This is a genomic window from Bradyrhizobium sp. CSA207 (assembly GCF_029051685.1).
In the GTDB taxonomy this organism is placed as follows: Bacteria; Pseudomonadota; Alphaproteobacteria; order Rhizobiales; family Xanthobacteraceae; genus Bradyrhizobium.
This window is the reverse complement of sequence record NZ_JAACFT010000002.1, coordinates 43,696-57,082: the sequence shown is the minus strand read 5'-3', so window position 1 is coordinate 57,082 and position 13,387 is coordinate 43,696. Positions and strand designations below refer to the sequence as shown.

At 64.3% G+C, this 13,387-nt stretch carries 12 protein-coding genes and 1 riboswitch; of the genes, 3 read left to right on the top strand and 9 right to left on the bottom strand.

Translation table 11 applies throughout. The features are described 5' to 3' along the window. Window positions 1–333 precede the first annotated feature (333 nt). Window positions 334–1,386, bottom strand: a complete 1,053-nt coding sequence (locus GWG65_RS02000) for a hypothetical protein (protein WP_275193624.1) — start codon at window positions 1,384–1,386, stop codon at window positions 334–336. 191 nt (window positions 1,387–1,577) lie between these two features. Beyond that, entirely contained in the window at window positions 1,578–2,684 is a 1,107-nt protein-coding gene (locus GWG65_RS01995) for a 2'-deoxycytidine 5'-triphosphate deaminase (RefSeq protein ID WP_275193623.1), read from the bottom strand. Between the two features lie 108 nt (window positions 2,685–2,792). Then, window positions 2,793–2,872: riboswitch (SAM riboswitch) on the top strand. Window positions 2,873–2,946: 74 nt separating this feature from the next. On the opposite strand from GWG65_RS01995, the gene GWG65_RS01990 reads away from it, so the two are divergent. Beyond that, window positions 2,947–4,143 carry an O-succinylhomoserine sulfhydrylase gene (locus tag GWG65_RS01990; RefSeq protein ID WP_275193622.1) on the top strand — a complete coding sequence of 399 codons (1,197 nt, stop codon included), beginning with the start codon at window positions 2,947–2,949 and terminating at the stop codon, window positions 4,141–4,143. A gap of 129 nt (window positions 4,144–4,272) precedes the next feature. Here GWG65_RS01990 and GWG65_RS01985 read toward each other — a convergent pair whose 3' ends face one another. From GWG65_RS01985 to GWG65_RS01975, 3 genes are read right to left on the bottom strand one after another with little or no spacing between them, the layout of a single operon-like run. Then, entirely contained in the window at window positions 4,273–5,271 is a 999-nt protein-coding gene (locus GWG65_RS01985) for an SGNH/GDSL hydrolase family protein (protein WP_275193621.1), read from the bottom strand. A 12-nt stretch (window positions 5,272–5,283) separates the two neighbouring features. After that, complete coding sequence (locus GWG65_RS01980; RefSeq protein ID WP_275193620.1) at window positions 5,284–6,063, bottom strand: SGNH/GDSL hydrolase family protein; 780 nt, start codon at window positions 6,061–6,063, stop codon at window positions 5,284–5,286. Next, window positions 6,063–7,319: an OpgC domain-containing protein gene (locus GWG65_RS01975; RefSeq protein ID WP_275193619.1), complete on the bottom strand. Its 1,257-nt coding sequence runs from the start codon at window positions 7,317–7,319 to the stop codon at window positions 6,063–6,065. Before GWG65_RS01975 ends, GWG65_RS01980 begins: the two co-directional genes overlap by 1 nt. 184 nt (window positions 7,320–7,503) lie before the next feature. Here GWG65_RS01975 and apaG point away from each other — a divergent pair, with 184 nt between their 5' ends. Further along, a complete protein-coding gene (gene apaG / locus GWG65_RS01970) occupies window positions 7,504–7,896 on the top strand; it encodes a Co2+/Mg2+ efflux protein ApaG (protein ID WP_187435836.1) in 393 nt (130 codons plus the stop codon). A 120-nt stretch (window positions 7,897–8,016) separates the two neighbouring features. On the opposite strand, the gene GWG65_RS01965 is transcribed toward apaG, so the two are convergent. The 3 genes from GWG65_RS01965 to GWG65_RS01955 all read right to left on the bottom strand — a co-directional run bounded on the left by GWG65_RS01965 (window position 8,017) and on the right by GWG65_RS01955 (window position 11,469). After that, window positions 8,017–9,024 carry an Hsp33 family molecular chaperone gene (locus GWG65_RS01965; protein ID WP_275193617.1) on the bottom strand — a complete coding sequence of 336 codons (1,008 nt, stop codon included), beginning with the start codon at window positions 9,022–9,024 and terminating at the stop codon, window positions 8,017–8,019. A 307-nt stretch (window positions 9,025–9,331) separates the two neighbouring features. Further along, window positions 9,332–10,261, bottom strand: coding sequence for an ornithine carbamoyltransferase (gene argF, locus GWG65_RS01960; protein ID WP_275193616.1), 930 nt, complete (start codon window positions 10,259–10,261; stop codon window positions 9,332–9,334). Continuing rightward, window positions 10,261–11,469, bottom strand: a complete 1,209-nt coding sequence (locus GWG65_RS01955; RefSeq protein ID WP_275193615.1) for an aspartate aminotransferase family protein — start codon at window positions 11,467–11,469, stop codon at window positions 10,261–10,263. The genes argF and GWG65_RS01955 overlap by 1 nt, the downstream gene beginning before the upstream one ends. A gap of 451 nt (window positions 11,470–11,920) precedes the next feature. On the opposite strand from GWG65_RS01955, the gene GWG65_RS01950 reads away from it, so the two are divergent. Continuing rightward, a complete protein-coding gene (locus GWG65_RS01950; RefSeq protein ID WP_275193614.1) occupies window positions 11,921–12,433 on the top strand; it encodes a GcrA family cell cycle regulator in 513 nt (170 codons plus the stop codon). Between the two features lie 245 nt (window positions 12,434–12,678). On the opposite strand, the gene phoB is transcribed toward GWG65_RS01950, so the two are convergent. After that, complete coding sequence (gene phoB / locus GWG65_RS01945) at window positions 12,679–13,386, bottom strand: phosphate regulon transcriptional regulator PhoB (protein WP_097661713.1); 708 nt, start codon at window positions 13,384–13,386, stop codon at window positions 12,679–12,681. Window position 13,387 lies beyond the last annotated feature (1 nt).

Sequence of the window (13,387 nt, the reverse complement as noted above, 5' to 3'; positions counted from 1 at the left end):
GGCACGCCCCGATTCCTCCTGCGTCCGGCGCAGGCGTGCCCCGCGGCAGCGATGGGATGCGGCCTCTCCCCCGCGTGAGGCAGGGCAATCGCATATGGGCTGATCTTGTTGTGGCCGATCCTTCGAGACGCCCGCCTTGGGGCGGGCCCTCAGGATGAGGATGGAGTGCGCGGCAGCGGTTTCAACGGGCGCCGATGCCGCTCAGCCTCATCCTGAGGAGACCGCGGAGCGGTCGTCTCGAAGGACGAGGCGCGCGCTCAGGCCGCCCAAAAGGCTATATACGATCACCCTGCCGCGAGCGGGGAGAGGCGAAGGGCGCTGCACCACTGTACTTCATTCGATCGTCCACTCCAGGGGCGGCCGGCCGCCGGCGGCTGGACGCAAATGCACGCCAATATGCCGGCCGCAGCCGGCAGCGAGACCTTCAAATAGCCCTTCCAGCACCTTGGCGCAGGCACCATGATAGTCCGCGACGTCGTCCATCAATCTCCAGCTCTGCTGGCGGATTTCGAGAGCGCCTTCGGATTGCCTCGTCTCGGCCGCATCATCCTGCGCGGCGAATAGCGCGTTGAGGAAGGCCGCGAATTCGGGCGCGCCGCCACGGCTCATCGCCAGTGCGGCGGCGACGTCGTCAAAGTATTGCATGCCGATCAGCTTGCCGGTGAAGTGCAGCAGATAGCCCGCGTCTTCCGGCCCGAACAGCTGCACCATCACCGGCGCGGCGGTGCGCACATATTCCATCGCATAGTTGCGATAGGCCTTTTCGAGCCGCGGCTTTGGCCAGCTCGATACCGGCAATGCCGGCGCGGCCTTCGCGTCGAACAGCGGCGCTTCCAGGTGCCGCGTGAACACCAGGCGCTGGTCGAGCTCGAGCGGGTGGTCATATTGGTGGTAATAGCCTTCGAGCCCGTCCTGGCCGTCGACGCTCTGCTTGGTGCAGACGAAGCCGAGCCTGGTGTCGCCGAGCGCGACGCCATTGTTGGCGTGCCAGCCGCGCAACATTGCGCGGCTGACCTCACCCGGCACGCCGCAGATCGCGGTGCCCTTCCAAATCCAGCGCGGCGGCGGATAGCGAATCCAGGCCTTGGTGTCGCTCTCGTACATGTATTCGACATGCACGCCGCCGATCCAGTTGGAGAGATAGTGATATTGCGCAGCGGCGACCGCCGGCGGCAGATGGCTGAGCCCGAGCTTTTCGAGGCCCGGCAGGAAGCGTTCCTGCTGCTGGCGGCGGAACACGCGAAAGACGAACTCAGCAGCATCCGCCGTGCCGCGCCGCGTGACCACGGTGAGGATGAGGCCGGTGAAATAAGCGTGATAGAGATCGGCGACCGCGCGCCAGCGTTTCCATTGGGCTTGCTGCGTGGAATCTGCTGCGGCGGTCATGTTCGCTCCCGGCTTGTTGTTTTGCGGGAGTGTGTCATCGCGGACAAGGCGGCGCAACCAACCACGCACTCGGTGTCATCGCCCGACTTGATCGGGCGATCCAGTATTCCAGAGACGACCGTGATGGAGCCGATGAGCCCCGGCGTACTGGATGCCCCGGTCAAGCCGAGGCATGACAGCTGAGGATGTGACTACACCCGAAAATGTTTCGACAGCTTCAGCCCCTGCGCCTGGTAGTTGGAGCCGATGCGCTGGCCGTACATGGCGTCGGGGCGTGACAGCATCTTCTCGTAGACGAGGCGGCCGACGATCTGGCCGTGCTCGAGGATGAAGGGCACCTCGCGCGAGCGCACTTCCAGCACCGCGCGCGACCCCAGCCCACCGGCGCCGGCATAGCCGAAGCCGGGATCGAAGAAGCCGGCATAGTGCACGCGGAATTCGCCGACGAGCGGATCGAACGGCACCATCTCCGCGGCGTAGTCGGGCGGTACCTGCACAGCTTCCTTGGAGGCAAGGATGTAGAACTCGCCGGGATCGAGGATGAGACTGCCGTCAGGACGCGCCGAGATCGGCTCCCAGAACTCCCCGATGGCATAGCCGGAGCGGCGATCGACATCGACCACACCGGTGTGGCGCTTGGCGCGGTAGCCGACGAAGCCAGAACCCTTTTCGCCGGAGAGATCGACGGAGACGGCGACGCCGCCGGAAAGATCGGCATCGTCGATGTCGACGAGGCGCTCGGCCGCATGCAGCGCATCGAGTTCGTCGGCGTTGAGGATGGCGTCACCGGTGCGGAAGCGCACCTGCGAGAGCCGCGAGCCCTCGCGCACCAGCACCGGAAACGTTTTCGGGCTGATCTCGGCATAGAGCGGGCCGTGATAGCCGGCGCCGATCATGTCGAAGCGGCGGGTGCCGTCGGCGATGACGCGGGTGAAGACGTCGAGCCGGCCGGTCGAGCTCTTCGGGTTCGCAGCCGCGACAATCTCCGGCGGCAGCGCGAGGCTTTCGAGCAGCGGCACGATGTAGACGCAGTTGGTCTCCAGCACCGCGCCGTCGGCGAGGCTGAACTCGTGCAGCTTCAATTCGTCGATGCGCTCGGCGACGGTGGCGCCGGGGCCGGGCAGAAAGCTCGCGCGCACGCGATAGGCGATGTCGCCGAGGCGAAGGTCGAGGCTCGCCGGCTGGATCTGGCTTTCGACGAAGTCGTAGGCGGGCAGGATGAGGCCGCCCTCCGCCATCGCCGCGATCATGCGGTCGGGCAGGATACCATTGGCGTCGGCAGCGACCGTGAACGTCAAACGGTGGTCCTCTTCGGGGTCAAACATATCCGAAAACGCGGCAAAACGAGCCTTTTACGGCTATCCGATGGACGCCTTGACGAAAAGGGCATTGCAGAATATGAGCATGACTTATCCCGTGGTGATTTGAGCCGGCCGGCTTGCAGCCACGTTAAATAAATCGCTAAACAGGCCGGGGACCTCTGTGATCCCGGCCAGTGGAGATATCCAGGCCGGTTTTTTTGTGACCATTTTTCAAGAATGGTCACGTTGGAGAGGTCCTATGTCGAAGTCCCCGGCGTCCACCGCACATTACCGTCCCGAAACCCGTCTGGTCCATTCCGGCACCCTGCGCTCGCAATATGGCGAGACGTCCGAGGCGCTGTTCCTGACGCAGGGCTATGTCTACAACAGCGCCGAGGAGTGCGAGGCGCGGTTCAAGGGCGAGGATCCCGGCTTCATCTACTCACGCTATTCCAATCCGACGATCGCGATGTTCGAGCGACGCATGATCGAGCTCGAAGGCGCCGAAGCCGCCCGCTCGGCCGCGACCGGCATGGCCGCGGTGACGACCGCGATCCTGGCGCCGCTGAAGGCCGGCGATCATGTTGTGGCCTCGCGCGCGCTGTTCGGCTCGTGCCTCTATGTCGTGCAGGACCTTCTTCCCCGCTACGGCATCGAAACGACTCTGGTCGACGGCCTCGATCTCGACAAGTGGCAACGTGCGGTGAAGCCGAACACGAAAACATTCTTCCTGGAGAGCCCGACCAATCCGACGCTCGACGTGCTCGACATTCCCGCGATTGCCGAGATCGCGCACAAGGGCGGCGCGCGGCTGATCGTCGACAACGTGTTTGCGACACCAATCTGGCAGAGCCCGCTCGCCCTTGGTGCCGACGTCGTCGTCTATTCCGCGACCAAGCACATCGACGGCCAGGGCCGCTGCCTCGGCGGCATCATCCTGTCGTCTGAAGCCTTCATCGCCGAGCACATCCACAATTTCATGCGCCAGACCGGCCCGTCGATCTCGCCGTTCAACGCCTGGGTCCTGCTCAAGGGTTTGGAGACGCTGGGCGTACGCGTGCGCGCGCAGACCGAGACGGCGGCCCGCATCGCCGACGTGCTGGCGAGCCATCCCAAGATTTCCAGGCTGGTCTTTCCCGGCCGCGCCGATCATCCGCAGGCGGCGCTGGTGAAGAAGCAGATGCGCGGAGGCTCGACACTGGTCGGCTTCGAGGTCAAGGGCGGCAAGCAGGGTGCATTCCGCGTGCTCAACGAGCTCAAGCTCGCGAAGATTTCGAACAATCTCGGCGACGCCAAGAGCCTGGTGACGCATCCGGCGACCACCACCCATCAGCGCCTGAAGCCGGAAGACCGCGCCGCGCTCGGCATCAGCGAAGGCTTTATCCGCTTCTCGGCGGGGCTCGAGCATGCGGATGATCTGATCGAGGATCTCACCAGAGCGCTGGAGAAGGCGTGAGGCTAACTTCGTAGGGTGGATTAGCCGAAGGCGTAATCCACCAACTTCGTTCGGCATTCGCTGAAGCATGGTGGGTTACGCCAGCGGACTGCGCTTCGCGCAGCCGCAGGGCTAACCCACCCTACAAGGTCACATCGGCCGGTAGGTCCGCACGTCCGCGGGCACGTTGACGCCGATCTTGATCTGGCCGACGGAGCGGATGATGTCGTCGCCGAGGAGCTGGGCGAAGCATGCGTAGCCCCAGTCGTTCATGTGCAGGCCGTCGGCAATGACGAAGCTTTCCACCGGGATCGACTGCGTCTCGTGCCAGTCGCGCATCACCTCGAAACGGGGGAAGATGCCGACGTGACGGAGCTCGGCGACCTTGCCGAGCAGCTTCACCATCTTGCCGGCGCTCTCGGCGCGCTGGTTGACCGCCGGCGAATATTGCGGATCGACCAGCACGATATCGGTGCCGCCGCCAGCCTGGATGCGGGAGATACCGTTCTCGACGAGCTTGGCGGTGTCGCTGGGATCGAGATTGCGCAGCACGGCATTGGTGCCGACCTGCCAGATCACCATATCCGGATGCACGTCGATCACCTCCTTCTGGAGGCGTTTCATCATTTCGGGCGCGTCCTCGCCGCCGACGCCGGCATTGACGACGGTGATGTCGGCGCTCGGATATTGCCGGCGAAGCTGCGCGGCGAGACGGTTGGGATAATTGAAATCGGGCGAGCTCGCGCCGTAGCCCGCGGTCGACGACGAGCCGAATGCGACGATCACGACGGGCTGCCCGGCGACGAGCTTGTTCGCGACATGCGGCAGCGAGCCCATCGCCTTCGAGCTGCCCTTGGGCGGCAGGCAGGGCACGCGGCCAAAAATGTCGCCGGCGGATTTCGCGACCTGCTTCACCTTGTCGATGGCGCGCGCGGCGATGCCGCGCTGCTCGGCGGCCGGGTTGGTGGCAGCAACGGTGGTCTGGGAGGGCGATGCGGGAGCAGGACTAGCGGTTTGCGCTGGCGCGGGAGTTGCCTGTGCGGCGTGCGACTGCGCGTGCGACGGCGAAGCAGGTGTCAGCAACAGCAGCGCCGCCGCTGCGGGCGCGGCCAGCCATGTCGTCAGGCAAAAAGGGCGGAGAGAACTCATTAACGCTAGACCTCAATTTTGCGGCTGGACCGGACCCAGATGGGCAGCGTCGATCACAAACTGTGCCAACGCCCGGCCAAGGCAATCATGGACCTGCTTCGCCAGTTCAGGGCCGCGAGACGGGCTGAACAGGTCGAACTGACCCTGATCGTTCCATTGCCGCATGATCGCGAAACGATCGAACAGCGGAACGTCATGCTCCTGGGCCACCACCCGCATATTATCGAGATAGGGCGGCGCCGAGATCATGGTTTCGGTCCGTGGGCTGTATTGCAAGTTCATCAAGATGACGTCAGCCCCTGCATTTTGCAACGCAGCAACCCCTTCGGTCAGTGCGCCGCGAAACTCGTCGGGATCGATGGCTCGGATAGCATCCACGGTCCCGGTCTGCCAGATGACCAAAGTAGGCCTTTTCGCTTCCATCAGCTTAACGAAGGTGGTGGCGGCCTCCTCCGCCGTTTTCTTGCTCTGTATTTCTACGGAGACGTGCACGGCCTCCGACGGTGGCAGCTTTTCCTTCAGGATCGCCTGCATCCGCGCCGGATAGGAGCTGTCCTCCGAGGCCGGAATCGTGGTCGAACGGCTGCCGATGACCAGGATCTCGAGCGGTTTGCCCGCTTTCACGGCGTCGGCGACCTTGTGCAGCTGGCTCTCGGTCGCAAGCAGATAGGGCGGCAATTCGCAGGCGGCGGGCGCAACGGGAACGGCCGGCGCAGCAGCGTCCGCGCGCGCCGGGGGCGCGGCAAAACCACCGCAAAGCAGGATCAGGCTCAGGAGAACCTTCGCCTTCATCAGCCCCCTCCCGCCATATCGGCGCTGCCGATGGCGCTTTTGGTCTTCGAACCGCTCTTGTCAGCCACGCGCTTGTACCACGAAATCACCCAGGCCACGGCCCACATGATCAGGATTCCCGAAAGACTAATCAACGCATGCATGACCGGGCCGCCGGACACCTCGGCCAGGACGAAATGGCCGGCGAAGGCCAGGAAGACGCCGAGGCAGAAGATCTCCAGGGAATGCTGACCGCACAGGATCAGCGGCCGCAGCCAGGGCGAGCTCAGGCCCGGCCAATCCCGCGGCAGGAAGCGCACGGTGAGCGCGGCCAGTGCCAGGAAATGGGTGAAGCGCAGCACGTCAAGGTCGGTCTTGTCGATCGGATACATCCACTGCTCGAGCCGCTTCGGCATCAGATGGGACAATTGCGGCACGTACCAGGTCATCGTCACGTAGAACGCCGCAACGAGATAAGCGATCGAGATCCACATCGTCACGGGCGAAGCCAGAATGCGCGACATGCGTCGCGCACCTCCGAGCGCACACCATGCACCGAACACGAAAAGCAATTGCCAAGCCAACGGATTGAACGCCCAGAATCCGTTCGGATAGGCCGAGAAGTAGAGGTCGTATTCCCAGGTGACGGCGTAGAGGACAACGGAGAGGCCGAGCGTGACGTCGGGCTTCCATTTCATCGACCAGAGGATCAAAGGCAGCGCCAGCATCAGCACGATGTAGAGCGGCAGCACGTCCATGTTGACCGGACGGAAGCGCAACAGCAGCGCCTGCACGATGGTGACGTCGGGCTGCTTGAGGAAATCCATGATGCCCATCTCTTCGGTGTAGAGCGGGTTCTCGAAGCTGGTCGCGACGTAGGATATTTCGGCGAGGAAGATCGTGAACAGGAAGACGTGGGCGACATAGATCTGCCAGACCCGGCGCAGGATGCGCGCGGTGGCGATGACGACGCCGCTTTCCAGCATGGCGCGGCCATAGACGAAGGCGGCGGTATAGCCGGAGATGAAGATGAAGATTTCAGTGGCGTCGCTGAAGCCGTAATTGCGGATCGTGAACCAGGTCAGAAGGCTCGTCGGCAGATGGTCGATGAAGATCAGCCACAGCGCCAGACCGCGGAACAGGTCGAGCCTGAGCTCACGCTCGCCGATGGCCGGCAGCGTGATGGCCGGCGCGGCGGCACGGGGTCTCGTACCTGCGGATTTGGCGTCCGCGGGTCCCGCAATCGTCGATCCCGTCACTTGGTCGGCAATGGTCATCGGGGCCCGAAACCCTCACGCAAATCGCGACGTTAAGACGTTAAGGAGTGTATCGTCCGGCCGCGGTCTCGCAAAGCGACTGGATCACATTGGGGCGTCTTCCGTTCGAATTCTGGCGGCACGATGTCGGGAAAACCGCCTCCGGCGTTTGGTTCCCGGCCCGGATTTCGTTATGATGCCAACCATGTACCGCGCCGTGACCCGCCAGATCGAAGTGACCGTCCAGCCGAACTTTGTTCCGGAGCAGTCGTCGGCCGACCGCTCCCGCTTTTTCTGGTCCTACACCATCGTCATCACCAACTCCGGGGATGAGACCGTGCAGCTCAAGACGCGGCACTGGATCATCACCGACGCCTCCGGCCGGCAGCAGGAGGTCAAGGGCGAGGGCGTGGTCGGCGAGCAGCCGATCTTGGCACCCGGCGAGCGCTTCGAATACACCTCCGGCGTACCACTCACGACCGCCTCGGGCTTCATGACCGGCCGCTACCAGATGGTGACCGAAAGCGGCGAGCGTTTTGACATCGACGTGCCGACATTCTCGCTCGACAGCCCGGACAACAAGCGGGTGTTGAACTGAGGGGGCGGCGCGCAGCTTCCCCAACCTCGTCATTGCGAGCGCAGCGAAGCAATCCAGAATCCCTCCGCTAAAAGACTCTGGATTGCTTCGCTGCGCTCGCAATGACGGAGGATGGGCGCATCACGCGCCCTCCACGCCTGCCTCGTGCGGCGTGAACTCATAGACTGACGAGCAGAACTCGCAGGTCACGACGACCTTGTCGTCCTTGACCATCGCGGCGCGATCGTCCGGCGAAAAGCTCTTCAGCATGGCGGCGACGGCGTCGCGCGAGCAGGAGCATTGCGCCTTCAGGACCAGCGGATTGAACACGCGCACGCCGCGCTCGTGGAAGAGACGGTAGAGCAGCCGCTCGCCCGAGAGCTCGGGATCGATCAATTCGACATCCTCGACGGTGTCGGTCAGCGCACGTGCCTCGACCCAGGCATCGTCCTCGGCGACGCTGTGCACTTGCACGCCTTCGGGCGCATCGCCGGGATGCAAATCGGCCTGCTGCGCGCGCTCCGGCGCTTTCGGCAGGAACTGCATCAGCATGCCGCCGGCGCGCCAGCGGTGCTTGCCGCCATCGTTCGAGCGCCACTCCTCGCCGACGGCGAGGCGGACGCGCGTCGGAATCTGCTCGGAACGCAGAAAATATTCGTGGGCGGCGTCTTCCAGGCTGCCACCGTCGAGCGCGACCAGGCCCTGGTAGCGGCTCATGTCGGGACCCTGGTCGACGGTCATGGCGAGATGGCCGCGCCCGAGCAGCGAGCCGGAGTCACGTGCATCGCCAAGGCGCGCGGCGTCATAGCGGGCATAGGCGCGCAAATGGTCCGGCGCCTTGTAATCCACCACAAGGAACGACACCGGGCCGTCGGTCTGGGCCTGCAGGATGAAGCGGCCTTCGAACTTCAGCGTTGAACCGAGCAGCGTCGTCAGCACGATGGCTTCGCCGAGCAGCTTGCCGACCGGGGCGGGATAGTCGTGCTTGGTGAGGATCTCATCGAGCGCCGAGCCGAGCCGCACCAGGCGCCCGCGCACGTCGAGCGCGTCGATCTCGTAGGGCAGCACGGCGTCATCGATCGGAACCGCTGATGGTGCGCGAACCGGGCCTTCGGGCCCGGTTTTCATGTCAGGGGATTGGGAAACCATGGCGCTCTATCTGGGGTCGGAAGAGGTGGATTGGAAGGGGGCAGTTGAGTAGCGTGTTCCGGATGCGAGTTGGGATCTACGAAGCAATTTCAAACTCGATGTCGTCCCGGACAAGCGCAAGCGCAGATCCGGGATCCATATTGGTTTGGCGAAGACCATTGGTCTCCGCTTGCCTGCCCCAAGATGGATTCCGCGGTATGGGTCCCGGATCGGCGCGCACTTCTGGCGCGCTTATCCGGGACGACGATCGCGTATGAGGCGCCGCCGATACTACACTCTCACTGCCGCCACTGGGACGACAGCGAGATTACTTCACCGCGTCGAAGCACCAGGCCAAAATGCCCTTCTGCGCGTGCAGGCGGTTTTCGGCCTCGTCGAACACGACCGATTGCGGGCCGTCGATCACCTCGTCGGTGACTTCCTCGCCGCGATGGGCGGGCAGGCAGTGCATGAACAGCGCGTCGGGCTTGGCCAGCGACATCAGCTTGGCATTGACCTGATAGGGCTTGAGCACGTTGTGGCGGTGCTCGCCTTCCTTGTCGCCCATCGACACCCAGGTGTCGGTGACGACGCAATCGGCACCGCGCACCGCGGCTTCCGCATCGGTACCGAGCATGATCGGGGCGCCGGTCGCCTTGATCCAGTCGCGCATCGCCTTCTTCGGCGCGAGCTCCGGCGGCGTTGCCACATTGAGCTGGAACTTGAAGCGTTCGGCGGCATGGGCCCAGGACGCCAGCACGTTGTTGTCGTCGCCGGTCCAGGCCACCGTCTTGCCCTCAATCGGGCCGCGATGCTCCTCATAGGTCATGAGGTCGGCCATAACCTGGCAGGGATGCGAGCGCCGCGTCAGGCCATTGATGACGGGCACGGTCGCGTTGGCCGCAAGCTCGAGCAGCGCATCGTGGTTGAGGATGCGGATCATGATGGCGTCGACATAGCGTGACAGCACGCGCGCGGTGTCGGCGATGGTCTCGCCGCGACCGAGCTGCATCTCGGCACCCGTGAGCATGATGGGCTCGCCGCCGAGCTGGCGCATGGCGACATCGAACGACACCCGCGTCCGCGTCGAAGGGCGTTCGAAGATCATCGCCAGCGTCTTGCCTTCGAGCGGCTTGACCGGCTGATGCGCCTTCTGCTTCGCCTTCATGGCGGAGGAAGCAGCAAGCATGCTCTTGAGCTCCGACAGCGGCAGCTCGTCGATATCGAGGAAGTGCTTTGGTGTGGGCGTCTTGCTCATCAGCTTGCCGCCCGCTTGGTCTGGCCCGCCGAAATCGCGGCACAGGCGCGTTCGAGCCGGGCAACGCTGTCTTCGATCTCGGCCTCGGTGACGATCAAAGGCGGCAGGAAACGCACGACATTGTCGCCGGCGCCGACGGTCAGGAGCTTTTCGTCGCGCAGCGCCGCAACCAGATCGCCGGAGGGCACCACGGCCTTGATGCCGATCAGCAAGCCCTCGCCGCGGACTTCGCTGACGACGTCGCCATGGCGGTCGATCACGGACGCGAGCTTCTGCTTGAGCAGCAGCGACATTTTCTGCACGTGATCGAAGAAGCCGGGCTTGAGCATGATGTCGAGCACCGCATTGGCGGCGGAGACCGCGAGCGGGTTGCCGCCGAAGGTCGAGCCGTGCGAACCCGGGGTCATGCCGGACGCCGCTTCCGCGGTCGCCAGGCACGCGCCGATCGGAAAGCCGCCGCCGAGCGCCTTGGCCAGCGACATCACGTCGGGCGTGACGCCGAGGCGGCGATGGGCGAACAGATCGCCGGTGCGGCCCATCCCGGTCTGCACCTCGTCGAACGCAAGCAACAGGCCGCGCTCGTCGCAAAGTTGGCGCAGCGCCTTGAGAAACGCCGGCGTGGCCGAACGCACACCGCCCTCGCCCTGGATCGGCTCGATCAGGATGCCGGCGGTCTGCGGACCGATCGCCTTCTTGACGGCATCGAGGTCGCCATGCGGCACCTGGTCGAATCCTTCCATCGGCGGACCGAAGCCTTCGAGATATTTGGCCGAGCCGGTGGCAGCCAGCGTTGCAAGCGTGCGGCCGTGGAAGGCGCCTTCGAACGTGATCATGCGAAAGCGGTCGGGATGGCCCTTTGCGGCGTGATATCGGCGCACCACCTTGATCACGCATTCCAGCGCTTCGGCGCCGGAATTGCAGAAGAACACGAAGTCCGCGAAGCTCTCATTGCACAGACGCGCCGCCAGCCGCTCGCCGTCGGGGCTCTGGAACAGGTTCGACATGTGCCAGAGCTTCGTGGCCTGCTCCTGCAAAGCCTTGACCAGCGCAGGATGGGCATGGCCGAGCGCATTCACCGCGACGCCCGATGTGAAATCGAGATAGCGCTCGCCGTTGGTCGCGATCAGCCAGCAGCCTTCGCCGCGCTCGAAGCCAAGGTCGGCCCTGGCGAAAACTGGAAGCAGATGCGGCGCGGCGCTGTTGGTCATGACGGTCACTTGGATGTTGAGGCCGGCCTCAACGCGCTTACGCAGCGCACCATTGACCGACCCGAAAAACGAAACGTGCCGCCTTTTAAGGGCGGCACGTGACACTATCTTATGCCTGGTAAAACCGGTGTCAATGCCGCCGGAAAGCCTCGCGAAACGCTGAATCCGTAGTCTTGCGGTGCCGATTCTGCGAGTTTTAGCCACGGAACATGTGGAAGCGAGTCGGCGGACTCTTGCGCGTGAGTCACGCCATATTGTAGCGTTTGGCTTGTCAGATACGACATCTCGTGCAGCGGTTCTGATCTCTAAGTCCTCATGTACCGGCGTAACGTTCGGGCGCACTTCGCGCGTCCGGCGAGCCTTAAGGGATTCTGGCGGCACGGGTTTTTCAAGGCTTAGGCATTCGCTGTGAGGCCCTGTATGGCCGGCGCATAGCGAGGGAAAGGGTGCAATGACGGTTTTGACATGGTCGGATGATCGCGTCGAGCAGCTGAAAAAGCTCTGGGAGGCCGGACTTTCGGCCAGCCAGATCGCGGCTGAGCTCGGCAATGTGACCCGCAACGCCGTGATCGGAAAGGTGCACCGGCTCGGCCTGTCCGGCCGCGCCAAGAGCCCTTCATCCGCTGCTCCCCGGCCGCGCAAGGCGCGCCCGGCGCAGCACATGATGCGGGTGAGCCGTCCGATCTCGCGCGGCAATACCGCGCTGGCGCAGGCCTTCGAGGTCGAGGTAGAGCCGGATCCGGTCACCTACGACAACGTGGTGCCGATGAGCCAGCGGCTGTCGCTGCTGGAATTGAACGAGGCGACCTGTCACTGGCCCGTCGGCGATCCCTCGAGCCCCGATTTCTTCTTCTGCGGCGGCAGGGCGCTGTCCGGCCTGCCCTACTGCGCCCAGCACTCGCGTGTTGCGTACCAGCCGGCGGCTGATCGCAGGCGTGCACCGGCGAAGCCGGGGCCGCGGTAAGCTGGCGGATTAGCTGACTGCAAGGATAGCGCCGTCACACGATGACCGCGCAAATCATTCAGTGTCGTCCCGGACAAGCGCGCCTCAAGCGCGCGCAGATCCGGGATCCATAGCCACCGCAAGATGTGGTTACGGAGACTCGGAGTGACCTTTTTCGCGCAACAACCACGTCCTGTGGTTATGGGTCCCGGATCTGCGCTTACGCTTGTCCGGGACGACGGCTGTGATTGTTGACGCAGCGCGGCTTAAGCCTGCTCCGCCTTCGCAAAACGATCGTCCAGTGCGTAACCGGCGCCGCGGACGGTGCGGATCGGGTCTTGTTCGCGGCCGAGATTGAGCAGCTTGCGCAGGCGGCCGATGTGCACGTCGACGGTACGCTCGTCGATATAGATGTCGCGGCCCCAGACGCTGTCGAGCAGCTGCTCGCGCGAGAACACCCGGCCGGGATGCTCCAGGAAGAACTCCAGCAGGCGATATTCGGTCGGACCGAGATCAATCGGACGGCCCGAACGCGCGACGCGGCGTTTGTCGCGATCGAGCTCGATGTCGCCGAAGGCGAGCACGGTGGCGAGCCGCTCCGGGCTTGCGCGCCTGAGCAGGCCCTTCACGCGCGCCAGGAGCTCGGGCACCGAGAAGGGCTTGACGATGTAGTCGTCGGCGCCGGTCGCTAATCCCCGTACCCGCTCGCTCTCCTCGCCGCGGGCGGTGAGCATGATGATCGGGAGCTGCTTGGTCTCCGGCCGGGTGCGAAGCCGCCGGCACAGCTCGATGCCGGACAGCCCCGGCAGCATCCAGTCGAGCACGATCAGGTCCGGGATATGCTCCTTGAGGCGGGTGTCGGCGTCGTCGCCGCGCATCACCGTCTCGACGTCATAGCCGTCGCCTTCGAGGTTGTAGCGGAGAAGCTCGGTCAGAGCTTCCTCGTCCTCAACCACCATAATGCGTGCGCCCATG